The organism is Pseudomonas sp. TWP3-1 (assembly GCF_049896625.1).
Classification (GTDB): Bacteria; Pseudomonadota; Gammaproteobacteria; order Pseudomonadales; family Pseudomonadaceae; genus Aquipseudomonas.
The window spans coordinates 1-23,478 of the sequence record NZ_JAFCUQ010000018.1 but is presented as its reverse complement, the minus strand read 5'-3'; the positions used below and the strand labels follow the sequence as shown (position 1 = coordinate 23,478).

Sequence of the window (23,478 nt, the reverse complement as noted above, 5' to 3'; positions counted from 1 at the left end):
AGATGTCCACAGGATCAACCTTGCCATGCAGGCAAGGTCAAGCATCAAAAACTCAATACCCCAGATCAGCACGCTTGAGGTACATGCCTTCCTGCGTCATGGCGATCCGGTACTTCTGCACATCACCCGCTTGCAGTTTGATTTCCTGCGAGCCCGGCGCCAGCAATCCCGGACTGCAACCGGCGACTTGTCCCGGCAGCAATTTCAGGCGCAGCGAGACAGTGCCCGGCGGCAGATTGAATGAAGTGCTCTGTTCCTGGAACAGCCGCGCCGAGAGTTGATCCTGGATATACACGCCGATCTCGCAGTTGGTCGCCACTTCGAGGCGCTCGCGGGAAATGATCAGCACGCCGTAATCTTCCCCGGCGGCATGCACCGAAGGAATAGCGGCAAACAGGCTGAGGAAGCCAAACAGGCTGAAAGCTGACCAGCGCATGCTGAATCTCCTGAGTTTAGGTCATTGATGCACGCAGCTTGGCCGAGCGCGGCGCCGATTGCCAGCCCGGCAGTTTTTTGCAGAACTTGACCTTGCCATCGTGGCAAGCTCGAAACTGCCGGCAACCTCACTCAAGGAGTCATTCCATGCAAGTGTTCAACGTTGAAGGCATGTCCTGCGGTCACTGCGTCAAAGCCGTCACTCAAGCCGTGCAGAGCCTCGATCCTGCCGCCAGTGTGCGAGTCGATCTGGCGGCAAAAGAGGTCGGCGTCGAAAGCGCATTGAGCGCCGAGCAGGTAATCGCCGCGATCAGCGAAGAAGGCTACAACGTCAAACTCGCCTGATTGATTTGATTGTTAGCGAGCTATCGGAATGTTCAAGGCGTCCTCGCGCGGCTAGACTGTCGGGCTGTGGCCCAACTGTCTGCCCAACCTGGACGCCTGATGAACTTCCGTACGATTTTGATTCTCGGTGCCTTGAGCGCCTTCGGCCCGCTGGCGATTGACTTCTATCTGCCGGCATTTCCATCGATGGCACTGGCCTTCGGCACCGATGAAAAGCACGTTCAGCTGACGCTGGCGGCTTACTTTTTGGGTCTGTCCATCGGCCAACTGTTGTACGGCCCGGTGGCTGACCGCTTTGGTCGACGCATTCCACTGCTGACGGGCGTCGGCTTGTTCACCGTCGCGTCGCTGGCCTGCGCGTATGCGCCGGACCTCGAATGGCTGATCGGCGCGCGCTTCGTCCAGGCCTTGGGCGGCTGCGCGGGCATGGTGATCGCGCGGGCGGTGGTCAGCGACAAATGCGATGCAGTGGGTTCGGCGAAAGTATTTTCTCAGTTGATGCTGGTGATGGGCCTGGCGCCGATTCTCGCGCCGATGCTCGGCGGTCTGCTGGTCAACACCACGGGCTGGCAGTCGATCTTCCTGGTGCTCACCGGTTTCAGCGCGCTGGCCGGACTGGCCGTGGCGTCGGGCCTGCCGGAAAGCCTGCCGGCGCATGTGCCGCGCCAACCATTGTCCGGTGCGCTGCGCCAATATGGCCGGTTGATCAAGGATCCGATTTTCATGGGCCACGCCCTGACTGGCGGTATCGCGGTTGCCGGGATGTTTTCCTATATCGCCGGCTCGCCGTTCGTCTTTATCAAACTCTACGGCGTACCCGCTGAGCATTTCGGCTGGTTGTTCGGCACCAACGCGGCGGGTTTCATTCTGGTGGCGCAGGTCAATGCAAGACTGCTGGCCAAGCGTGGCCCGGCGTATCTGCTGTCGCGTGCGGTGTGGGTGTATCTGGCGGCAGGTCTGGCGTTATTGGCAGTCAGCGCGATGCACACCTATGCGTTGTGGCCGCTGCTGATTCCGCTGTTTATCTGCATCGCCAGCCTCGGCTGCATCCTGCCCAATGCCTCGGCCTGTGCGATGAACGGCCAGGGCGCTCGGGCAGGCAGTGCTTCGGCGCTGCTCGGTTGCCTGCAATTCAGCGTGGCGGCCGGCGCGGCGGCGTTGGTCGGGGTGTTGCACGACGGCACGGCCATGCCGATGGCAATGGTTATCAGCCTGTGCGGCATATTGGTGGTGAGCGTCGCGATGCTCACCCGACGTTTGCAGAACGCGCGTGCGTTGGCTAAAGCGCAGGCCGAAGCCTGAAGCCTTCAGCCGGCAGCGCGCTGCTGGTTGGGATCGGGAATCTGATGGGGCGCGTGCAGACGCGCTTCGAGGGTGCGAGTGAAGGCCAAGGCTTCGGCTTCACTGCGGAATGTCACGGCGTGCTGGTCAAGGCGAACTTGCCATTGGGACTTTGCCATTTCTTTTATCAGGATCTTCATTGCTGACCTCCCAAACGTAAAAGATGCACCGCAGAGGTCTGGATTGTAGTCCTGAATACGATCGCAATTGTGACAAGGATCAACTCTCGGACTGACGGCACAATCATCTCGCAGGCCCCGCGCCAGACTCGTTGAGGACTGGCGCAGGCTGCGATTTTCAATTCGTCAGAAACCTTCTAATACAATTTTGCCCTTGGCTGTGCCGCTTTCCAGCAGCTCATGCGCGCGACGCAGATTGGCCGCGTTGATCGTGCCAAAGTGCTCTCCGACCGTGGTTTTCAATGTGCCGGCGTCAATCAGCTCGGCCACCCGGTTGAGCAGTTTGTGCTGCTCGATCATGTCCGCCGTTTCGAACAGTGAGCGGGTGTACATGAACTCCCAGTGCAGCGACAGGCTCTTGCGCTTGAGCTTGGTTACGTCGAGCGCTTTCGGATCGTCGATCAACGCCAGTTTGCCTTGCGGGGCCAACGCTTCGACCAGTTGATCCAGATGCTGATCGGTCTGGGTCAGGCTGGCGACGTGGGTCACTTGCTGGATGCCGGCGCGCTTCAGTTCTTCGCTCAATGGCTGGCTGTGGTCGATCACCAGATCAGCGCCGAGTCCGGTCACCCAGTCGCGGGTTTGCGCGCGAGATGCGGTGCCGATGACTTTCAGACTGGTCAGTTGGCTGGCGAGTTGGGTCAGAATCGAACCAACCCCACCGGCCGCGCCAACGATCAGCAGGCTCTGGCCTTCGTCCTTTTTACCCTCGCTGATATGCAAGCGCTCGAACAGCAACTCCCACGCGGTGATGGCGGTCAGCGGCAGGGCGGCAGCTTCGGCGAAATCCAGCGACTTGGGCATATGCCCGACGATCCGCTCATCCACCACGTGCAGTTCGCTGTTGCCGCCAGCGCGAGTGATCGAACCGGCATAGAACACCTTGTCGCCAGCCTTGAACAACGTCACTTCGCTGCCGACAGCCTTGACCACACCGGCCACGTCCCAGCCCAGCACTTTCGCCACGCCGGCCTCAGGCGCGACGTTCTGCCGAACCTTGGTGTCGACCGGATTCACCGAAATGGCTTTGACTTCCACCAACAGGTCGCGCGGGCCGGTGACCGGCTCCGGCAGTTCGATGTCCTGCAGGGATTTGGCGTCGCTGATCGGCAATGAGGCGAAATAGGCGATGGCTTTCATGGATGACTCCAAAAAGTTGATAGAAGAAGGATTCAGGCGATAGTGCGCAGGCGCTTGAGTTCGAAGTGCTCAAGGAAGTCACCGGCCTTGGCGCGGAAGTTCTGCACATGCGCGCTGGCGTCGTGGGCTTGCAAGGCTTCGTCGCTGGCCCAGTGTTCGATCATGTAGAACGCCAGCGGGTTGGCCAGGTCCTGATGCAAATCGTATTGACCGCAACCGGCCTCGACGCGAGTCGGCTCGATCAGCGCACGCAGCGCGTGTTCGAGCGCATCTTGCTGGCCGGGTTTGGCGATCAGGGTGGCGATGGCGGTGAATGGCTGGGACATGCTCGACTCCAAAAACGGGTGGATTACGTTGGGACGGATGATTGGCTATTTCTCTGCAAGATAAAACCGGCTAAAAGAGCAGGCTCTTTCAATATTTTTTTGATAATCGAGGCTGAGATGCTGCGCTTTGACGATTTGCAGTTGTTTGTCCGGGCGGCTGATCTGGGCAGCCTGTCGGCGGCGGCGCGGGTGATGGACATGTCCGCCGCAGTGGCCAGCGCAGCGCTCAAACGCATCGAAGAGCAACTCGGCGCGCGTTTGTTGGCGCGTTCCACGCGCAGCCTGCGCCTGACTGCCGAAGGCGAGGGTTTCCTCGAATACGCACGGGCGGCACTGGGCAGTCTGGATGAAGGCCGGCGTTTGCTCGCCAGCGGTCAGGATCAGGTCAGCGGCATTCTGCAGCTTTCGGCGCCTTCGGATTTCGGGCGCAATCAGTTGCTGCCATGGCTCGACGACTTTCAGCGAGAACACCCCAAGCTTTCAGTGCGGCTGTTATTGGGCGACCGCATCGCTGACCTGTTCCGCCAACCGGTGGACATCGCCCTGCGTTACGGCGAGCCGGAGGATTCCAGCCTGGTGGCCATGCCAATCGTTCCGAACAATCGCCGGGTGCTGTGCGCTTCGCCCGCCTATCTGACCAGGCATGGTGAGCCGACACAGCTGGAACAACTGGCCCAGCACAATTGCCTGTTGTACATGCTCGGCAGCCGGGTTCACGACTATTGGAGTTTTCACGATGGCAAGCGCGAGGTCGGCCTGACCGTCAGTGGTGACCGCTTCAGCGATGACGCCGATGTGGTGCGGCTATGGGCGGTCGCTGGTGCGGGTATCGCCTACAAATCCTGGCTCGACGTCGCCGAAGATGTGCTCGCCGGGCGCCTGAAAGTGCTGCTGCCGGAGCTGCTGTGCGAGCGCGCTCCACTGAATCTGCTGTGCGCCCATCGCGCTCAATTGAGTAAGCCGGTGAACCTTCTGAGGGAGATGCTTGCCAGCCGATGCGCTGATTTAAGTAGTCATTTTCCCGTTTTCTCGAAAGCTGATCATTAGTCGCAGGTAAATAGCGAAATTTCTCTCAGGAACAATCACCACCCACGCCGGCTCGGACGCAGGACGCGGCGAGCAACCCGCTTATACTAGCGCCCGCCTCATGCCTGCACTGGTACCTTGGCCCGGGCACGCTCAGACCGAGCCGCCCGGGTGTGATCGAGGGTCGCGCCAGTGCTGCTGATTGTTGCGCACAGTCCGCTGCGTCAGCGGTCTGCCTTGCCTGGGGTGATGGCGATTTCCGCGTCTTGGCCGAGGACTGATTACTGGTCAAGATGTCTGCGAGCAGCAGACGATACGATCCAACAGGGAGTGAATACATGGAACATGCACCTTGCATCAGCCAGATCGCCGCGTTGCTGGCCGATCCCAAACGGAGCGCGATGATGTGGGCGCTGATGGATGGCTCGGCCCGGCAGACCGAAGAGCTGGCCTTGCTGGCGGGGCTGTCGCCGTCTTCGGCCAGCGCGCATCTGGGGCGTCTGTCCGCTGGCGGTCTGCTGAAAGTCGAGGCCCGTGGGCGCAAACGCTTCTTTCGTCTGGCGGCTCCCGAGATCGGCGCAGCCATCGAAGCGCTGGCCAGTGCCACGATCGCCAGCGCGCCGCGAGAGGTTCCCGAAATGTACAAACGCAGCACGCCGATTGCCCGACCGCAGGCGGCGCCTTCCTCATTGTTGCGTGCGCGGTTTTGCGATGACCATTTAGGGGGGACGCTGGCAGCTGACCTTTACCAGCGCCTGCTTGACTCCAGGTGGATCGAGCAGCTCGAGCATCGAGTGGTAGTCACGCACAAGGGGTCGACGCAACTGGCCAAGCGTGGGGTGTTCATTCAGGCGTTGGCGCACCGTAATGCACAGGTGGCTTGCGCCTGCCCGGACTGGAGCGAGCGCCGCCCGCACATGGGGGGCTCGCTGGGCGCGGCACTGTTGCAGCTGTTCATGCAATCGGGATGGTTGATGCTGCCCAATGATTCTCGCGCCTTGCAGCTGACAGATGCCGGGCAGCGCGAGATTCATCGTTTCGCCAAGGAAACCGAACTGGAAATGGCGCTGTAACGCGCCGTGCTTACGGCTTGACCAGTCGCGCATCCAGGCTGTTCTGTGCCAGGCGTCTGGCCTGATCCTGGGTCATGCCCAAGTGCGTGTGCAGCGCGTGGAAGTTCTCGGTGACGTAACCGCCGAAGTACGCCGGGTCATCGGAGTTGACCGTGACTTTCACACCGCGATCGAGCATGTCGAGGATGTTGTGCTGGGACATGTGATCGAACACGCAAAGCTTGGTGTTCGACAGCGGGCACACGGTCAGCGGAATCTGCTCGTCGATGATGCGCTGCATCAGGCGTTCGTCTTCTATGGCGCGCACGCCATGGTCGATACGCTGGATTTTCAGCAGGTCGATGGCTTCCCAGATGTATTCCGGCGGGCCTTCTTCGCCTGCGTGAGCCACGGTCAGGAAGCCTTCGTGACGAGCGCGATCGAACACACGCTGGAACTTGCTCGGCGGATGGCCCATCTCGGAGCTGTCGAGGCCGACGGCAACAAACGCATCGCGGAACGGCAGCGCCTGGTCGAGGGTTTTCTGTGCTTCGTCTTCGCTCAAATGGCGCAGGAAACTCAGGATCAAACCGCTGGTAATCCCCAGTTGCTGCTCGCCATCCTTCAGTGCAGCGGCGATACCGTTGAGCACCACTTCGAACGGAATGCCACGGTCGGTGTGGGTCTGCGGATCGAAGAACGGTTCGGTGTGGATCACGTTCTGTTCTTTACAGCGCAGCAGGTATGCCCAGGTCAGGTCGTAGAAATCCTGCGAGGTACGCAGCACGTCGGCGCCCTTGTAGTACAGGTCGAGAAACTCTTGCAGGTTGTTGAAGGCGTACGCCTTGCGCAGGGTTTCGACGTCGTCCCAAGGCAGGGCGATCTTGTTACGTTCGGCCAGAGCGAACAGCAGCTCTGGCTCGAGCGAGCCTTCGAGGTGCAGGTGCAGTTCAGCCTTGGGCAGGGCGTTCAGCCAGTCGTACATATTCTTTTCTCATCAGGTGCAGATGGCGGTCATTCTACAGATGCGCGCCGAAACAATTGGCAAAACCTGACCAGACGATCCATCACGATGCTTGCTGCTCACGGCGATAGGCGTAGGTATCGGCGAAACGTGACAGCAGGAATTCAGCGCAGGTAGTGGTCGGATATTTCGCCGGATGCTCTGAGTCCTGGCAACCGGGCAGGCATTCTATGCGGGTGTCCGGATGCGGTTCGGCGAAGAACGGCATCGAGTAGCGGTCCACGCCCAGCGGGCTGATCACCCGATGCGGGGTCGAACGATATCGGTCGTTGCTCCAGCGCGCCATCATGTCGCCGAGGTTGACCACGAACGTGCCGTCGATCGGTGGTGCGTCGATCCACTGATCGTTCACGTTCTTCACTTGCAGACCTCCGGCGCTGTCCTGATACAGCAGCGTGATGCAGCCGTAATCAGTGTGCGCGCCGGCGCCTTGTTGTTCGGCGGAACTTGCGGTGTGGCGTGGCGGGTAATGGATCATGCGCAGGACGCTGACGGGTTCATTGAAGCGCGTGTCGAAGAAGTCTCGCTCGATGTTCAGCGCCAGGGTCATGGCCCGTAGCAAGGTTTGCGCGAGGGCCTGCATGTCGAGGTAATGCTGTTCCATCAGCGCTTTCCAGCCTTCTTGGGCCGGGTGACGGTTGGGGCCGCGCAACGGTTTTTCCGCCAGCACTTCGGGATGATCGGCCGGCAAGTGCAGGCCCATGTCGAAGGTTTCTTTCAGATCGCTGGGTTTGTCCGGGTCGAGCTGCTCGGTGGCGATGGCGCCGTAGCCACGGTGATGGCGGGTCTGGGTGATGTCGATCTTGAGTTTTTCATCGGCAGGCAGTGCGAAGAAGCGTTGCGCGTGGTCGAGCAGGGCGGTGATGCGCTGCGCTGAGATCGGGTGGCCCTTGATATAGAAGAAGCCCCATTCGCTGCAGGCGTGATCGATTTGGCTGGCGACTGTTTGCCAGGCGTTTTCGTCGTCGCTGTAAAGCGGGGCGATGTCGATGATGGGAAGACTGTTCATACGTTTTCCTGAAGAAACACAGACTGAAGAACGCTAAAGACCCCTGTGGGAGCTGGCTTGCCAGCGATGGCGGTCTACCAGACAACAATGATGTCGAATGTGATTGCCTCATCGCTGGCAAGTCGAATCGTCGCACCGCAGCTCCCACAGGGTCGAGGTGTGTTTTGGGGAGATTTACTTCGGCATCTCAGCCTTCATCCCTTCCACGTAATAGTTCATCGACGCCAGCTCCGCATTCGTTGCACTCACGCCCGCGGGGATTTTCTCGACCCCGGCCTGATCCTTGATCGGCCCGGTAAACGGTTGCAACGCGCCACTTTTGATATCGGCAATCATCTGCTCGGCCTCGGCTTTCACCGGCGCCGGCACCAGATCGCTGATCGGCAGTTCAACCGTACCTTCCTTCAGTCCGCCCCAGTAATCCTGGGATTTCCAGCTGTGGTCGATCACGCTTTGCGTCGCCTGAATGTAGTGCGGCGCCCAGTCGTTGACGATCGAAGTCAGCACCGCTTTCGGCCCGAAGTGCGCCATGTCCGAGGCGTAACCCACCGCGTACACGCCGCGCCGTTCGGCGGCCTGAATCGGCGCCGGGCTATCGGTGTGCTGGAACACCACGTCCACGCCTTGATCGATCAGCGCATTCGCGGCGTCGGCTTCCTTGCCCGGATCGAACCACGAGTTGACCCACACCACTTTGATCTCGGTGCCGGGGTTGTATTTGTTCAGGGCCAGTTGAATGGCGTTGATGTCGCGGATCACTTCCGGGATCGGGAACGAGGCGACGTAGCCGATCTTCTTGGTCTTGGTCATCTTCGCCGCGAGGAAACCTCCGACGTATCGGCCCTCGTAAGTGCGCGCCAGATAAGTGCCGAGGTTCTTGTCCTGTTTGTAGCCAGTGGCGTGCTCGAAGGTGACTTTGGGAAATTGTTTCGCGACTTTCAGCGTCGGGTTCATGTAGCCGAAAGACGTGGTGAAGATCAGATCGTACTTATCCTTGGCCATGTTGCGGATCACCCGCTCGGCATCCGCGCCTTCGGCGACGTTCTCCACATAATTGGTGGTGATCTGCGTGCCGAATTTCTCCGCCAGCGCCTTGCGCCCCTGTTCATGCTGATACGTCCAGCCGTGATCGCCGATGGGGCCGATGTACACGAAGCCGACTTTCAGCGGGTCGGCGGCAGCGGCGCTCAGACTTATCCCCAGGCCAATGGCGGCGCACAGCAGTTTGTGCAGCGGACGTATTTGCATGAAATCGAACTCCCTTTTTTTGTGTGTGGACAGGGCAATGCAAATTGCTGACCAACAGGACAACAAACTTTCCGACACCGAGGTGCGGCCATCGCTAGCCTGCTAGCGATGAGGCCGGTAAGGCCAATAAAAGTGCATCTGTCGAAAACGCTGCCATTGACTGGTGCGCTAATGTGTAACGAAACGTTAGCGCCGCGCCGCAGTCAGTAGCTCATTCCTCTTCTCGGCAAAAAAGGCCCGCCATGTTCTCGATTCTCAAGCAAGAAAGCTTTCTGTTGCTGGCCCTGCTAGCCGCCATCGTTGCCTATCCACTGGAACACTGGTTGCTGCACACCGGCCAGATCGTTGCGCTGACCGGCGGCCTGGTGCTGATCGCCTTCATCGTCGCCGCATCGATGCGCGTCGCCCACCACGCCGAACTGCTCGCGGAAAAAGTCGGCGACCCCTACGGCACGATGATCCTGACCCTCGCCGCCGTACTGGTGGAAGTGGTGATCCTGGCGATCATGATGAGCAACGAAGCTTCACCGACGCTGGTCCGCGATACGATCTACTCGGCAGTGATGCTCGACATCAACGGCATCCTCGGCCTCGCGGCGTTGATGGGCGGGATCAAGCACGGTGAACAGTCTTACAACGACGATTCGGCGCGCAGCTATAGCGTGATGATCCTCACCGCCATGGGCGTGTCGATGGTTGTGCCGGAATTTATTCCCGAGGCCAACTGGAAGATTTATTCCGCGTTCACCATTGGTGCAATGGTCGTGCTTTACGCGTTGTTTCTGCGCATGCAGGTCGGGCCGCACAGCTACTTTTTCAGCTACAGCTACCCGGACAAACGCCGCAAGAAAGAGCCGCAAGACGCTGAGCAGAAATCACCCAGTATTGGTCTGTCGATCGGCATTCTTGTGTTTGGCATTGTGGTGATCGGCGCATTGGCCGAGGTGATGTCCAAGACCCTCGATCTGGGTCTGGAAGGTACGGGTGCTCCGCCGGTGATCACGGCGATTCTGGTGGCGGCGATCTCGGCAGCACCGGAGATTCTCACGGCATTGCGCGCAGCCTTGGCCAACCGCATGCAATCGGTGGTCAATATCGCCATGGGCGCGTCATTGTCGACGGTGATTCTGACGGTGCCGGTGATGGAAGCGATGGCGTTGTACACCGGCCAGCCGTTTCAAATGGCGATGACCCCGGTGCAGACGGTGATGATCTTCCTGACGTTGATCGTCAGCGCAATCAACTTGAATGACGGCGAGACCAATGCCATCGAAGGCATGACGCACTTCGTGTTGTTTGCGACGTTTATCATGTTGTCGCTTTTAGGTTTGTAAAAGCATCGCGGGCAAGCCCGCTCCCACAGGGGGCTGTGTTAACCACAAATTTTGTAATCGACGCGGACACTGTGGGAGCGGGCTTGCCCGCGATGGCGTCAGATCAGTCGCCTGCGATCAACTGTCGAGCAGCCTGGCTGTGATCAGCAATCAACCCTTTCAGATCCAGCCCTTCAACCTGCCCGTCAACCACGCGCCACTTACCGCCAATCATCACCCGATCCGCACGATCCGCGCCGCACAGCAGCAGCGCCGAAATCGGGTCATGGCTGCCGGAGAAGCGCAGCTCATCCAGCTTGAACAACGCCAGATCCGCCTGCTTCCCGACCGCCAGTTCACCGATATCGGTGCGGCCCAGCAGACTCGCCGAACCTTTGGTCGCCCAGCCAAGCACACGTTCTGGAGTGATTTTTTCAGCACCGTAACGCAGGCGCTGGATGTACAACGCCTGGCGCGCTTCGAGGATCATGTTCGACGCATCGTTCGACGCCGAACCGTCCACACCCAACCCGAACAACGCACCGGCGTCGGTCAGATCAATGCTCGGGCAGATGCCGGAAGCGAGGCGCATGTTCGAACTCGGGCAATGGCAGATGCCGGTGCCGGCGGCGCCGAGGCGGGCGATTTCGTCGGGGTTGAAGTGGATGCCGTGGGCCAGCCAGGTGCGCGGGCCGAGCCAGCCGACGCTGTCCAGGTAATCCACGGTACGCAGGCCGAAGCGTTGCAGGCAGAAATCTTCCTCGTCGAGGGTTTCGGCGAGATGGGTGTGCAGGCGCACATCGAGCTTGTTTGCCAGTTCGGCGCTGGCCGACATGATTTCCGGAGTCACCGAGAACGGCGAGCACGGTGCCAGAGCGATCTGGATTTGCGCGCCGTCGCCGCGCTCGTGGTACTCGTGAATCAGCCGCTGGCTGTCGTCGAGAATCACCGAACCTTCCTGCACGGTTTGCTGCGGTGGCAGGCCGCCGTCCTTCTCGCCGAGGCTCATTGAGCCACGGGTGAGCATGGCGCGCATGCCCAGTTCACGCACGGTTTCGACTTGCACGTCGATGGCGTTTTCCAGACCGTCCGGGAACAGGTAATGGTGGTCGGCCGCGGTGGTGCAGCCGGACAGCAGCAATTCGGCCAGAGCGACTTTGGTGGCGAGGGCAAGTTTTTCCGGGGTCAGCCGTGCCCACACCGGGTACAGGGTTTTCAGCCACGGGAACAACGGCTGATTGACCACCGGCGCCCAGGCGCGGGTCAGGGTTTGATAGAAGTGGTGATGGGTGTTGATCAGGCCGGGCAGGATCACATGCTCGCGGGCATCGAACACTGCGTTGCACGGCGCGGACGGTTGTTGACCGAGGCCGAGCACTTCGACGATCACACCATCTTGCACAACCAGACCGCCACGGGCATCGAGCGCGTTGGCCGTAAAAATGGCGAGGGGATTTTTTAACCAGGTACGGGTCGCAGGCATTGTGGCCGACTCCTCTGAAAGTTGGGTTCAGGGTTGCCAGCTCAGTGTTGCCCTGTCTGCTGATCCAGGGTCGCCGCGAAGGACGAGGCGCGCAGTTTCAAACAAATCGCCATCGCGGGCAAGCCCAACCCGACCGGTGTTACCAGGGAATGGTTTCGCCTTTGTAATTGACGAAGTGATGGCCGCCCTTGCCGGCATACGCATTCACCTGATCGACCAGACCGCGGGTGCTGGTCTCGACGTCGATGTCTGCACCTTCACCGCCCATATCGGTCTTCACCCAGCCCGGATGCAGCGACAGCACAGTGAGTTTCTGCTCGCCCAACTGCGTGACGAAACTGTTGGTCATCGAATTCAGTGCAGCCTTGCTTGCCTTGTACAGCGCCAGTTCCGGGGCGTCGGGCATTGTCACGCTGCCGAGCACCGAACTCATGAACGCCAGCACACCGCTGCCTTCACGAATTTGCCCGGCAAAGCGCTGTGCCAGATTGATCGGCGCCACCGCGTTGGTGAAAAACAACTGGCCGACTTCTGCCAGTGTTGCACCGCCCGGCGTCTGTACGTCCGGGCCTTTGACTCCGGCGTTGACGAACAGCAGGTCAAAGGTTTCGCTTTTGAGTTGTTGGGCGAGGGCGATCACCGCTTGCTGATCGTCCATGTCGAGTTTCTCGATCTGCACCTTGCCCAGCGCTTGCAGCGCCTCGGCGTGCGCAGGGTTGCGCACCGTGGCGGTGACTCGCCAGCCGTCGGCGAGCAAGGTTTTCACCAGACCCAGGCCAAGGCCCCGCGAGGCGCCGATGATCAATGCATGCTTTGGAGACATGAGGGGATTCCTTGAAAGTGAACGATCATGGATTCAATGGACAGCGTTGCCCGAGCCGTTGTTGCAACTCATGACGCAGCTCGCCGAGTTCTGTCATGCGGGCTTCGATCAGTTTGAGCTTGTCTTGCAGCAATTGCGTGACGGCGCTGTCCGGGTTCGGTGACTGCCACAGCTCGCCGACGCTGCTGCCGATCTCGCCGAGGGTAAAGCCCAGGCGCTGCGCAGTTTTGATGTAGAGCACCAGTTGCACCATCTCCGGCGGGTAGTCGCGATAACCGTTGGCCGAGCGCTGCGCCGCGATCAGTCCGCGCTGCTCATAAAAACGCAAAGTATCGCGGCTGACGGCGCTGGCCTGGGCTAACTCACCGATGCGCATGCTGGACATCTCGAAAGTGTTTGACCTTGGAGCATACTCCAGGCTTTAGCGTTGGTGCTCCTTGAATTTCTGGAGCATGGACGATGTGGACATCAACGCAATACCGCAATCTGGTGCGCGGCAGTGCCTGGTATGACTTACTCGTGACGGCGGCGTTCGTCACGCCTTGGAGTTTTGCTGCGTTGCATGGGGTATTGACTGCGGTCAGTCAGGCGCTGGATCTGCCCGGTGAATTGCCCGCGTTCGAGCCGCTGCACATGTTGATGGCCAATCTTTTGGGTTCGTTGGTGTGTGTTTGGGCGCTGCTGCGGATTCGTGATCCGCAGCAGGTTTTTGGGCGGTATGACGCGGTGGCGCGGTTTCTGTTCGCTGCTTGGCAAGCGTATGCGCTGGCCCATGGCGCTAGTTCATTGCTGGCGGTTTTCCTGTTGTTTGAACTGGCGTGGGGCATTGCACAGGTGTTGCCTGTCAGGTCCCCATCGCTGGCAAGCCAGCTCCCACAGTGTCCGAGTCGTACACAAAACTTGTGATCACCGCTGTACCTGTGGGAGCTGGCTTGCCAGCGATGGGGCCAGTGAAATCAACGCCCTAACGCCCGGACTGCCACGGCTGCCCCAACGACACCGGTGCATACAACCGGGTGCGCAACGCATCGCGCGACAACAGCACCAGCACCAGAATAGTCGCGACATACGGCAGCATCGCCAGCAGACTCGACGGAATCGCCAGCCCCAACCCCTGCGCCACAAGGTGCAGGATGCTGGCGAGTCCAAACAGATACGCCCCGAGCAACAAACGCCCGACACGCCAACTGGCAAACACCACCAGCGCCAAGGCAATCCAGCCACGCCCGGCAGTCATGTTCTCGGCCCACATCGGCGTGTAGGCCAGCGACAGATACGCCCCGGCCAACCCGGCCATCGCCCCGCCAAACAACACCGCCAAGGTGCGCACCAGCAGCACCGGCAAACCCATGGCACTCGCCGCATCCGGATTTTCACCGACCGCTTGAATAATCAGCCCGACACGGCTTTTCACCACCACCCACGCCACCAGCGCAAACAGCGCGAACGACAGATACACCAGCAGATCCTGCGCAAACAGCATCCGCCCGATCAGCGGGATCTCACTCAACAAAGGAATCGCGATTGGCTCAAACCCGGCCAGCGGTTTACCCACCCACGCCGCGCCGACAAAAGTCGACAGCCCGACGCCAAAAATTGTCAGCGCCAGCCCGGTGGCGACTTGATTGGCATTGAAAACCAGCGCGACCAAGGCAAACAGCGACGACAAGAGCATTCCGGCCAACATCGCCAACAACACGCCGAGCCACAGATTGCCGCTGCTGAACGCGACGATAAAACCGATCACCGCGCCAAACAGCATCATCCCTTCCTGACCGAGGTTGAGCACGCCGCTCTTTTCGCAGATCAATTCACCCAGCGCCACCAACAACAGCGGCGTGCCGCAACGCACCATGGCGTAGAAAATATTACTCAACAGGTCGATATCCATCACAGCGCTCCGGCGGTTACGGCAGGGGTAGCAGGGCGGCGAGCCCAACGCAGGTTCAGGCGCGGGCGATAGACAATCAGCACGTCACACGCGAGCAGGAAAAACAGCATCATTCCCTGAAACAATTGGGTGATCGCTTGCGGCAGATTCAAGGTCATCTGCGCGTTCTCGCCGCCGATGTACAGCAGCGCCATCAACAGACTGGAAAACAGAATGCCGATCGGATTGAGCCTGCCGAGAAACGCCACGGTGATCGCCGCGTAGCCATAGCCCGGCGAAACCTGCGGCACCAACTGACCTATCGGTCCGGTGACTTCGCAGACCCCGGCCAATCCCGCTAAACCACCGCTGATCAACAGCGCCAGCCAGATCAGACGCTTCTCGCGAAAGCCGACAAACCCCGCTGCGCGTTTATCCAGCCCGAGTACTTTGATCTGGAAACCGACAAAGCTTTTCTGCAACAACACCCACACCGCGACCAGCGCGAGCAGGGCGAAATACACCCCGGCGTGCACCCGGCCATCCTCCATCAGCAGCGGTAAACGGCTTGCGTCACCAAACATCGCCGACTCGGGAAAATTGAACCCGGCCGGATCTTTCAACGGCCCGTGTACGCAGAACAGCAACAGGTTCAGCGCGATGTAATTGAGCATGATGCTGGTGAGGATTTCATTGGCGTTGAAGCGTGTGCGAAGCCATGCGGTCAGCCCGGCCCACGCGGCACCGGCGAAGGTGCCGGTGAGCAGGATCAACACCAGCGCCCAGCGGCTTTGCATGTCGATGATGTTCACCGCCAGCGCACTTCCGGCCAATGCGCCAAGGAGTAACTGGCCTTCGGCGCCGATGTTCCAGATGCGCGCCTGATACGCCACCGCCAGTCCCAACGCGCACAGCAGAATCGGCAACGCCTTGACCAACAATTCCGAGACGCCATACAGATCGCTGACCGGCGCGATCAACAAGGTGTGCAAGGTTTGCAGCGGATCGTGACCGAGGGCGATAAACAGCAGCGAGCCGCAACCAAGTGTCAGCAGCGCCGCGAGCAGGGGTGAGCACCAGAGCATCAGGCGCGATTGACGGCCACGGGGTTCGAGGGAAAGCAGCATGGGAAACTCCGTTACACCGTCGCGTGGGATTGAGGACTGTCGAACTGACCGGCCATCCAGCCGCCGACATCGCTGAGTTGCGTATCCGTCGTGGCCTGTAATGCTGACAGGCGCCCGCCGCACAGCGCGCCGAGGCGGTCGCTGATCTGGAACAGTTCGTCGAGGTCTTCGGAGATCACCAGAATCGCCGCGCCAGCATCGCGCAGGGCGATCAGTGCGCGGTGAATGGTCGCCGCCGCTCCAACATCCACGCCCCAGGTAGGATGCGCGGCGATCAGCAATTTCGGTTGCTGGAGGATTTCCCGGCCAAGGATGAATTTCTGCAAGTTGCCACCGGACAGACTGCGCGCAGCGGTTTGTGTGTCCGGAGTCTTCACGCCGAAGCGCTGGATAATCTGTTCGGCGAGCGATTCGACCCTGCCGCGCTGGATCAGGCCGTGGCTGACCAGTCCTTGTTGAAAAGCCGTGAGCAGAGCGTTGTCGGCCAGGCTCAATTCCGGCACTGCGCCGTGGCCGAGGCGCTCGGCGGGGACGAACGCCAGACCGAGTTTGCGCCGCGCATCCGGGCGTAAATTGCCCGCTGCCTGGCCATTGAAATTGATGGTCGCCGCCGCTTCGCGTGGCAGGGTTTGTTCACCGCTGAGCAGCGCAAGCAATTCGTCCTGCCCATTGCCCGCGACACCAGCGATGCCGACGATTTCGCCGCTACGCACCTGCAAGTCGACATCGCTGAGCGAGCAGCCGAACGAATCCGGGTTGTGCCAGCTCAATCCACTGACCTGCAAAAACGGCGCGCCACCGTCGACCTTCGGAAAGTCACCAATCATCGCCGCCGCTTCACCAACCATCATTTGCGCCAGCTCACGATCCGAGCAATCAGATGGCACGCAATGCCCTGCGACCCGCCCGCCGCGCAGCACCGTGGCGCTGTGGCACAAAGCGCGCACTTCACCAAGCTTGTGGCTGATAAACAGGATGCTGCAACCCTCGGCCGCGACTCGGCGCAGGGTGATGAACAATTCGTCGGCCTCTTGTGGCGTCAGCACCGAGGTCGGTTCGTCGAGGATCAGCAGACGAATGTCCTGCATCAGGCAGCGAATGATTTCCACCCGTTGCCGTTCGCCGATCGACAGGCTGTGGACAAGTCGCTCAGGCTCCAGCGCCATGCCGTAGCGCCGCGAGACTTCGCGAATTTTTGGTTCAAGCTGTTTCGGCGTACCGGCCGCCGCGCCCATTGCCAGCGCAATGTTCTGCGCCACGCTCAAGGTTTCGAACAGCGAGAAATGCTGGAACACCATGCCGATCCCCAACTGCCGCGCCTGGGCCGGATTGCGCATGTTCACCCGTTGGCCCTGCCAGAGCATTTCGCCGGCATCGGCTTGAGTGACGCCGTAGATGATCTTCATCAGCGTACTTTTTCCCGCACCGTTTTCGCCGAGCAGGGCGTGGATTTCACCGGGCGCGATGCTCAGGTCGATGGCGTCGTTGGCCAAGCAACCGGGGTAGCGTTTGCTGATATGGCGCAGTTGCAGACGTGGGGTCGGGTCGGGATTTGTAAAGGGGATCGGCATGACAGGCTCGGCTGCTTGGAGTTATGCCTGTGGATAAAGCAATTTCCTGGCCATTGAGTCAGGAACACCTGCAGACGCTGATCGCCTGCGCCTGATGCAGAGCTCTCGCGGTTAATTGCGCACGACACCGAGCACCACTTGAGGGCGAAGCCGTTGATCAGGCTCCAGTTTTGCCCGCGTGCAACTGATCAAAAAACGAGCAACTGCGCCGGAGCTATACACAACCTGCGACTGCGCCAGTCATGAACGGGTTATCCACAGGTTGCTCCACAGTATTTGTGCGCAACATGAACCACCGGGTATAAGCGCTATGGTGCTTTCTTCTAATGGTGCTAAAGCAGGTTAACTTATTGTTTTTACGCAAAAAATACACGTGAGTGGGGCGATTGCACAAAAAATGAGCAAATCGCTCAAAGCCGCATGACAGAAGGGTTACAGCGGTATGTGCTCAGGTTATCCACAGCCGGGTGCACAACAGATGTGGGCAACTCATGGGCGTAAAAATACACAGGGTTGCCCCAAAACGTCGCAGGTGGTTTATCGCTGCAGCAAAATCCGCCCACGGCTCAAATCGGCCAATTGGCTCTGTAGCAATTCGATGTGCGCCTCACCCACCGCCAACTGCAACTCGACGCCATTCGCTGTGAATTTTTCCTCCACCACCAACCCACCCAAATCCGCGACCCGCAACTTGACCAACGGCAGCTCGGCGAACCCACACGCGCAACTCAACGGCACCCGACTGATCAACTCGACCTTTGCCGCCGCTTGCAGGCACTTGTTGGCCCCGCCGCCATATGCCCGGGCCAACCCGCCGGTGCCCAGTTGAATGCCGCCATACCAGCGAATCACCAGCACCGCGACCTGATCGCAATCCTGCGCTTCGATAGCCGCCAGAATCGGCCGGCCCGCTGTGCCACCGGGTTCGCCGTCGTCGCTGCTGCGGTATTGCGCACCGAGTTTCCACGCCCAGCAATTGTGCGTGGCGTTCAGATCGCTGTGCTGATCGAAAAACGCCTGCGCATCGGCAGGGCTGCCGATCGGCGCGGCGAAAGTGATGAAGCGGCTTTTGCGAATCTCTTCGCGGTATTCACAAAAGTCGCTGAGGGTGAATGGCATAACGCGTCTTATATAGAAGGATTGAGGCCGCAGCCTTTGAGGATGATGCGGATCAGGTTGTCGCCAGCGTCTTGCATGTCCTGCTTGGTCAACTTGCTGCGACCGCTGACGCGGCATATCTGCGTGGCGAAGTCGGCGTAATGCTGAGTGCTGCCCCACAGCAGAAAGATCAGGTGCATCGGGTCGACCGGGTCCATTTTGCCTGCGTCGATCCACGCCTGAAACACACCGGCGCGGCCCTGGAACCAGGCGCGGTAGTCCTGATTGAAATATTCTGTCAGGCATTCGCCGCCGCTGATCACTTCCATCGCGAAAATGCGCGAGGCTTGCGGCTGACGCCGGGAGAATTCCATCTTGGCGCGGATGTAGCGGCTCAGCGCTTCGGCTGGATCGTCCTCGGCGGTGAGGGTGTTGAAGGTGCTGTCCCACAACTCGATGATGTTGCTCAGCACCGCCACGTACAACCCGAGTTTGTTGGTGAAGTAATAATGCAGGTTCGCCTTGGGCAACCCGGCCTTCACGGCGATGGTGTTCATGCTGGTGCCTTTGTACCCGTGACGAGCGAACTCGTCTTCGGCGGCTTTGATGATGGTCTCTTCGTTCTTCTGACGAATGCGGCTGGCGGGTTTGCCGCCGTGGGCTGGGACTTCAAAGGTCATAGGCACTTCCGGGTTTGTCTGTGGGTGCAACCAGATGCGTTGATAGCGCACCCACCGTTTTACGACAAGTCCCGATACGATAAATCGTTACGCCTGTTCGATCTTGTTCAGCGAGTGGCCGCCAGACTCTCCAGAAAACTTTCCAGCACCAAATGTGGGCGTCGGCCCTTGCGTGTGACCGATGCGAGGCTCAGATCATAAAACCGCGTATTCGCCTTGAGCGCACGCAAGCGCCCCTGTTGCACCCAGAGGCTGGCGTAGTGGTCCGGCAGATAGCCGATGTAGCGCCCGGTCAGAATCAGAAACGCCATGCCTTCGCGGTCAGAGGCACTGGCGGTGCAGTTCAGCGCCTGATAGTGCGCCTGAATATCCGCCGGCAACCGGAAGGTCGGCGCGATGGCGTCCTGACTGTTTAGGCGCTCGTCATCGAGTTGCTTATCGTCTACGTAGAACAACGGATGACCCACAGCGCAGTACAGCAGCGAGCGCTCGCTATACAACGGCTGGTATTCCAGGCCCGAAAGCGCACTGGCCTGCGGCACTACGCCTACATGCAGGCGACCGTCGAGCACGCCTTGCTCGACTTCATTCGGCGCGATCATGCGGATCTGGATCTGCACATCCGGCCCGCGCTCCTTCAACTGGGCGAGGGCGTGGGTGATGCGCATGTGCGGCAGGGTGACCAGGTTATCGGTGAGGCCGATGATCAACTCGCCGCGCAAATGCTGGTGCAGACCGTTGACCTCGGTGCGGAAACTTTCCAGCGCACTTAATAGTTGCAGCGCCGATTGGTAAACCTCACGACCTTCCTCGGTCAGGGAAAAACCGGCGCGCCCGCGCTGGCACAGGCGCAGACCGAGACGCTGTTCCAGATCGCTCATTTGCTGGCTGATCGCCGAACGGCCGATGCCGAGCACGGTTTCCGCCGCCGAGAAGCCGCCGCTTTCCACCACGCTGCGAAAGATCCGCAGCAAGCGGATATCAAAGTCGCTGACCTGGGCCAGTGGATCGGGGCGGCGGGTGCTCATGATTTATCGGCTCAAAGTTTAGTGCAGATCGAACTGAAGGTTAGAAGAGTTGGATTTCACCGACTTTATCGGCGTGGCAACTTAGCTGCAACAACGACTTTTATCTCCCTGCCGCTTTCTGCCCTTCGAGGTTTTGTAAATGAACATGCCCGAGAACGCTCCGTCTTCACTGGCCAGCCAATTGAAACTGGACGCGCACTGGATGCCGTACACCGCGAACCGCAACTTCCAGCGCGATCCGCGACTGATTGTGGGTGCCGAGGGCAGTTGGTTGATCGACGACAAGGGCCGTCGGGTTTATGACTCGCTGTCCGGTCTGTGGACTTGCGGCGCCGGGCACACGCGCAAGGAAATTCAGGAAGCGGTCTCTAAGCAACTGGGCACGCTGGATTACTCTCCGGGCTTCCAGTACGGCCATCCGCTGTCATTCCAGTTGGCTGAGAAAATCACCGACCTGACGCCGGGCAATCTGAATCACGTGTTCTTCACCGACTCCGGCTCCGAGTGCGCCGACACCGCGGTGAAAATGGTCCGCGCCTACTGGCGTCTGAAAGGCCAGGCGACCAAAACCAAAATGATCGGTCGTGCTCGTGGTTATCACGGCGTGAACATCGCCGGCACCAGCCTCGGCGGTGTCAACGGCAACCGCAAGCTGTTCGGTCAGTCGATGATGGATGTCGATCACCTGCCGCACACCTTGCTGGCGAGCAATGCGTTCTCCCGTGGCATGCCGGAGCAGGGCGGTATCGCTTTGGCCGATGAGCTGCTGAAGCTGATCGAGCTGCATGACGCGTCGAACATCGCAGCTGTATTCGTTGAACCGATGGCCGGTTCGGCGGGCGTGCTGGTTCCGCCACAGGGTTACCTCAAGCGTCTGCGCGAGATCTGTGATCAGCACAACATCCTGCTGGTGTTCGACGAAGTGATCACCGGGTTCGGCCGTACCGGCTCGATGTTCGGCGCCGACAGCTTTGGCGTGACCCCGGACCTGATGTGCATCGCCAAGCAAGTCACCAACGGCGCGATCCCGATGGGCGCGGTGATTGCCAGCTCCGAGATCTACCAGACCTTCATGAATCAGCCGACGCCTGAATACGCAGTGGAATTTCCCCACGGCTACACCTATTCCGCGCACCCAGTGGCCTGCGCCGCTGGCCTGGCTGCACTCGACCTGCTGCAAAAAGAAAACCTGGTGCAGAGCGTGGCCGAAGTCGCGCCGCATTTCGAAAATGCGCTGCACGGTCTGAAAGGCTCGAAGAACGTTGTCGACATTCGTAACTACGGCCTGGCCGGTGCGATCCAGATTGCCGGCCGTGATGGCGACGCGATCGTGCGTCCATTCGAAGCCGGTATGGCGCTGTGGAAGGCCGGGTTCTACGTGCGTTTCGGCGGTGACACCCTGCAGTTCGGCCCAACTTTCAACAGCAAGCCGCAAGACCTGGATCGTCTGTTCGACGCGGTCGGCGAAGTGCTGAACAAGATCGACTGATTTTCCTTCTATATATACCTACAAAAACGGGCACTCCCTGACGGGTGCCCGTGGACAAGAATTCAGGAGTTTTCGATGAGCGTTATCCCGCATTTGATCAATGGCGAACTGGTGACCGAGAACGGTCGCTCGGTTGATGTATTCAACCCGTCTACCGGTCAAGCGATCCACAAGTTGCCGCTGGCCAGTCGCGAAACCATCCAGAGCGCCATTGATGCTGCCAAGGCTGCGTTCCCTGCCTGGCGCAACACACCGCCGGCCAAACGTGCGCAGGTGATGTTCCGCTTCAAACAACTGCTGGAGCAGAACGAAGCGCGCATCGCGCAATTGATCAGCGAAGAACACGGCAAGACACTGGAAGATGCTGCTGGTGAATTGAAGCGCGGCATCGAGAACGTCGAGTTCGCTTGCGCTGCCCCGGAAATCCTCAAGGGCGAGTACAGCCGCAACGTCGGCCCGAACATCGATGCCTGGTCGGACTTCCAGCCGTTGGGCGTGGTTGCCGGTATCACCCCGTTCAATTTCCCGGCGATGGTGCCGTTGTGGATGTATCCACTGGCAATCGTCTGCGGTAACTGCTTCATCCTCAAGCCGTCCGAGCGAGATCCAAGTTCGACGCTGCTGATCGCACAGCTGCTGATCGAGGCTGGTCTGCCCAAAGGCGTGATGAGCGTGGTGCACGGCGACAAGACTGCAGTGGACGCGCTGATCGAAGCGCCGGAAGTCAAAGCGCTGAGCTTCGTTGGCTCGACGCCGATTGCCGAGTACATCTACGCCGAAGGCACCAAGCGCGGCAAACGCGTGCAGGCACTGGGCGGCGCGAAGAACCATGCGGTGCTGATGCCGGATGCGGATCTGGATAATGCGGTCAGCGCGCTGATGGGTGCGGCTTACGGTTCTTGTGGTGAGCGCTGCATGGCGATCTCGGTGGCCGTGTGTGTTGGCGACCAAGTGGCTGACGCGCTGGTGGCGAAACTGGTGCCGCAGATCAAGGCGCTGAAAATCGGTGCGGGCACTTCCTGTGGTCTGGACATGGGGCCGTTGGTTACCGGCCAGGCGCGGGACAAGGTCAGCGGTTATGTCGAAGACGGCGTGACGGCGGGCGCGACCCTGGTGGTCGACGGTCGTGGCTTGAGTGTGCCGGGGCATGAAGAAGGCTTCTTCCTCGGTGGCTGCCTGTTCGACAACGTCACCCCTGAGATGCGCATCTATAAAGAAGAGATCTTCGGGCCAGTGCTGTGCATCGTTCGGGTGAATAGCCTGGAAGAGGCGATGCAACTGATCAACGATCACGAATACGGTAATGGCACCTGCATCTTTACCCGTGATGGTGAGGCGGCGCGGTTGTTCTGTGACGAGATCGAAGTCGGCATGGTCGGCGTTAACGTACCGTTGCCAGTGCCAGTGGCTTATCACAGCTTTGGTGGCTGGAAGCGCTCGCTGTTCGGCGATCTGCACGCTTATGGCCCGGATGGCGTGCGCTTCTACACCCGTCGCAAGGCGATCACCCAGCGCTGGCCCCAGCGCGCGAGCCATGAGGCTTCGCAGTTCGCATTTCCTTCTCTATAAGTAGAGGAGGGCAGAAGGCCGACCTTATGGTCGGCCTTCGTGTTTTCGGGGGTTTTTAACCTTTGTGACAGAAATATGAAAATAGCGGTTGACGGCAGATTCTGGAAGTCTATAATTCGCCCCACTTCCGGCGCAGTCGAAACGGAAAACTCCTTGAGATTCAATGAGTTATGTAGGTTTCGGCAGTGCAGGGCTTCAGTTTATCGAAGTTGGGAAGTGGCTGAAAAAGAGGTGTTGACAGCAGCGTGTAACGCTGTAGAATTCGCCTCCCGCTGACGAGAGATCGGAAGCGCAAGTGGTTG

At 59.8% G+C, this 23,478-nt stretch carries 24 protein-coding genes; 8 read left to right on the top strand and 16 right to left on the bottom strand.

All coding sequences use genetic code 11. The features are described from left to right. Positions 1 to 52: 52 nt before the first annotated feature. Entirely contained in the window at positions 53 to 436 is a 384-nt protein-coding gene (locus ACP7BN_RS21845; RefSeq protein ID WP_426206036.1) for a hypothetical protein, read from the bottom strand. Positions 437 to 582: 146 nt separating this feature from the next. On the opposite strand from ACP7BN_RS21845, the gene ACP7BN_RS21840 reads away from it, so the two are divergent. Further along, entirely contained in the window at positions 583 to 780 is a 198-nt protein-coding gene (locus ACP7BN_RS21840) for a heavy-metal-associated domain-containing protein (RefSeq protein WP_426206035.1), read from the top strand. Positions 781 to 879: 99 nt separating this feature from the next. Next, positions 880 to 2,082 (top strand): multidrug effflux MFS transporter, encoded by a 1,203-nt coding sequence (locus ACP7BN_RS21835; RefSeq protein WP_426206034.1) that lies wholly within the window; start codon positions 880 to 882, stop codon positions 2,080 to 2,082. Positions 2,083 to 2,087: 5 nt separating this feature from the next. On the opposite strand, the gene ACP7BN_RS21830 is transcribed toward ACP7BN_RS21835, so the two are convergent. The 3 genes from ACP7BN_RS21830 to ACP7BN_RS21820 form a co-directional block, all read right to left on the bottom strand. After that, complete coding sequence (locus ACP7BN_RS21830) at positions 2,088 to 2,261, bottom strand: hypothetical protein (protein WP_426206033.1); 174 nt, start codon at positions 2,259 to 2,261, stop codon at positions 2,088 to 2,090. A gap of 165 nt (positions 2,262 to 2,426) precedes the next feature. Continuing rightward, entirely contained in the window at positions 2,427 to 3,440 is a 1,014-nt protein-coding gene (locus tag ACP7BN_RS21825; protein ID WP_426206032.1) for a zinc-binding alcohol dehydrogenase family protein, read from the bottom strand. A gap of 32 nt (positions 3,441 to 3,472) precedes the next feature. Then, the gene (locus tag ACP7BN_RS21820; protein WP_420647143.1) at positions 3,473 to 3,766 is read right to left on the bottom strand and encodes a putative quinol monooxygenase; all 294 of its coding nucleotides are present in this window, start codon (positions 3,764 to 3,766) and stop codon (positions 3,473 to 3,475) included. Between the two features lie 117 nt (positions 3,767 to 3,883). On the opposite strand from ACP7BN_RS21820, the gene ACP7BN_RS21815 reads away from it, so the two are divergent. Continuing rightward, positions 3,884 to 4,813 carry a LysR family transcriptional regulator gene (locus ACP7BN_RS21815; RefSeq protein WP_426206031.1) on the top strand — a complete coding sequence of 310 codons (930 nt, stop codon included), beginning with the start codon at positions 3,884 to 3,886 and terminating at the stop codon, positions 4,811 to 4,813. A 317-nt stretch (positions 4,814 to 5,130) separates the two neighbouring features. After that, a complete protein-coding gene (locus ACP7BN_RS21810; protein WP_420647145.1) occupies positions 5,131 to 5,865 on the top strand; it encodes an ArsR/SmtB family transcription factor in 735 nt (244 codons plus the stop codon). 10 nt (positions 5,866 to 5,875) lie between these two features. On the opposite strand, the gene ACP7BN_RS21805 is transcribed toward ACP7BN_RS21810, so the two are convergent. From ACP7BN_RS21805 to ACP7BN_RS21795, 3 genes are all read right to left on the bottom strand, one after another. Further along, positions 5,876 to 6,829 (bottom strand): adenosine deaminase, encoded by a 954-nt coding sequence (locus tag ACP7BN_RS21805; protein WP_426206030.1) that lies wholly within the window; start codon positions 6,827 to 6,829, stop codon positions 5,876 to 5,878. A gap of 82 nt (positions 6,830 to 6,911) precedes the next feature. Continuing rightward, the gene (locus ACP7BN_RS21800) at positions 6,912 to 7,877 is read right to left on the bottom strand and encodes a 2-oxoglutarate and iron-dependent oxygenase domain-containing protein (protein WP_426206029.1); all 966 of its coding nucleotides are present in this window, start codon (positions 7,875 to 7,877) and stop codon (positions 6,912 to 6,914) included. A gap of 174 nt (positions 7,878 to 8,051) precedes the next feature. Next, positions 8,052 to 9,125, bottom strand: a complete 1,074-nt coding sequence (locus ACP7BN_RS21795; RefSeq protein ID WP_426206028.1) for a BMP family ABC transporter substrate-binding protein — start codon at positions 9,123 to 9,125, stop codon at positions 8,052 to 8,054. 242 nt (positions 9,126 to 9,367) lie between these two features. On the opposite strand from ACP7BN_RS21795, the gene ACP7BN_RS21790 reads away from it, so the two are divergent. Continuing rightward, positions 9,368 to 10,459, top strand: coding sequence for a calcium:proton antiporter (locus ACP7BN_RS21790; RefSeq protein ID WP_420647149.1), 1,092 nt, complete (start codon positions 9,368 to 9,370; stop codon positions 10,457 to 10,459). Positions 10,460 to 10,562: 103 nt separating this feature from the next. On the opposite strand, the gene ACP7BN_RS21785 is transcribed toward ACP7BN_RS21790, so the two are convergent. The 3 genes from ACP7BN_RS21785 to ACP7BN_RS21775 all read right to left on the bottom strand — a co-directional run bounded on the left by ACP7BN_RS21785 (position 10,563) and on the right by ACP7BN_RS21775 (position 13,120). Next, positions 10,563 to 11,921, bottom strand: coding sequence for an 8-oxoguanine deaminase (locus ACP7BN_RS21785; RefSeq protein ID WP_420647150.1), 1,359 nt, complete (start codon positions 11,919 to 11,921; stop codon positions 10,563 to 10,565). 139 nt (positions 11,922 to 12,060) lie between these two features. Further along, on the bottom strand, positions 12,061 to 12,744 hold the full coding sequence (locus ACP7BN_RS21780; RefSeq protein ID WP_426206027.1) for an SDR family oxidoreductase: 684 nt from the start codon (positions 12,742 to 12,744) through the stop codon (positions 12,061 to 12,063). 25 nt (positions 12,745 to 12,769) lie between these two features. Beyond that, complete coding sequence (locus ACP7BN_RS21775; RefSeq protein ID WP_426206119.1) at positions 12,770 to 13,120, bottom strand: MerR family transcriptional regulator; 351 nt, start codon at positions 13,118 to 13,120, stop codon at positions 12,770 to 12,772. 83 nt (positions 13,121 to 13,203) lie between these two features. Between ACP7BN_RS21775 and ACP7BN_RS21770 the strand changes: the two genes are divergently transcribed. Further along, positions 13,204 to 13,650, top strand: coding sequence for a hypothetical protein (locus ACP7BN_RS21770; RefSeq protein WP_426206026.1), 447 nt, complete (start codon positions 13,204 to 13,206; stop codon positions 13,648 to 13,650). A gap of 58 nt (positions 13,651 to 13,708) precedes the next feature. Here the strand turns inward: ACP7BN_RS21770 and ACP7BN_RS21765 are convergent, their stop codons facing one another. The 6 genes from ACP7BN_RS21765 to ACP7BN_RS21740 form a co-directional block, all read right to left on the bottom strand. Continuing rightward, positions 13,709 to 14,635, bottom strand: coding sequence for an ABC transporter permease (locus tag ACP7BN_RS21765; protein ID WP_420647152.1), 927 nt, complete (start codon positions 14,633 to 14,635; stop codon positions 13,709 to 13,711). Next, complete coding sequence (locus ACP7BN_RS21760) at positions 14,635 to 15,741, bottom strand: ABC transporter permease (RefSeq protein ID WP_426206025.1); 1,107 nt, start codon at positions 15,739 to 15,741, stop codon at positions 14,635 to 14,637. The genes ACP7BN_RS21765 and ACP7BN_RS21760 overlap by 1 nt, the downstream gene beginning before the upstream one ends. 11 nt (positions 15,742 to 15,752) lie before the next feature. Then, positions 15,753 to 17,312: an ABC transporter ATP-binding protein gene (locus ACP7BN_RS21755; protein ID WP_426206024.1), complete on the bottom strand. Its 1,560-nt coding sequence runs from the start codon at positions 17,310 to 17,312 to the stop codon at positions 15,753 to 15,755. Positions 17,313 to 17,849: 537 nt separating this feature from the next. Further along, positions 17,850 to 18,431, bottom strand: coding sequence for an IMPACT family protein (locus ACP7BN_RS21750; protein ID WP_426206023.1), 582 nt, complete (start codon positions 18,429 to 18,431; stop codon positions 17,850 to 17,852). An 8-nt stretch (positions 18,432 to 18,439) separates the two neighbouring features. Beyond that, complete coding sequence (locus tag ACP7BN_RS21745; RefSeq protein WP_426206022.1) at positions 18,440 to 19,090, bottom strand: TetR/AcrR family transcriptional regulator; 651 nt, start codon at positions 19,088 to 19,090, stop codon at positions 18,440 to 18,442. A 107-nt stretch (positions 19,091 to 19,197) separates the two neighbouring features. Then, complete coding sequence (locus tag ACP7BN_RS21740) at positions 19,198 to 20,118, bottom strand: LysR family transcriptional regulator (protein WP_420647157.1); 921 nt, start codon at positions 20,116 to 20,118, stop codon at positions 19,198 to 19,200. A 139-nt stretch (positions 20,119 to 20,257) separates the two neighbouring features. Between ACP7BN_RS21740 and ACP7BN_RS21735 the strand changes: the two genes are divergently transcribed. Both ACP7BN_RS21735 and ACP7BN_RS21730 read left to right on the top strand, forming a co-directional pair. Next, complete coding sequence (locus tag ACP7BN_RS21735; protein ID WP_426206021.1) at positions 20,258 to 21,607, top strand: aspartate aminotransferase family protein; 1,350 nt, start codon at positions 20,258 to 20,260, stop codon at positions 21,605 to 21,607. A 75-nt stretch (positions 21,608 to 21,682) separates the two neighbouring features. Beyond that, positions 21,683 to 23,176, top strand: a complete 1,494-nt coding sequence (locus ACP7BN_RS21730) for a CoA-acylating methylmalonate-semialdehyde dehydrogenase (RefSeq protein WP_426206020.1) — start codon at positions 21,683 to 21,685, stop codon at positions 23,174 to 23,176. Positions 23,177 to 23,478: the final 302 nt, after the last annotated feature.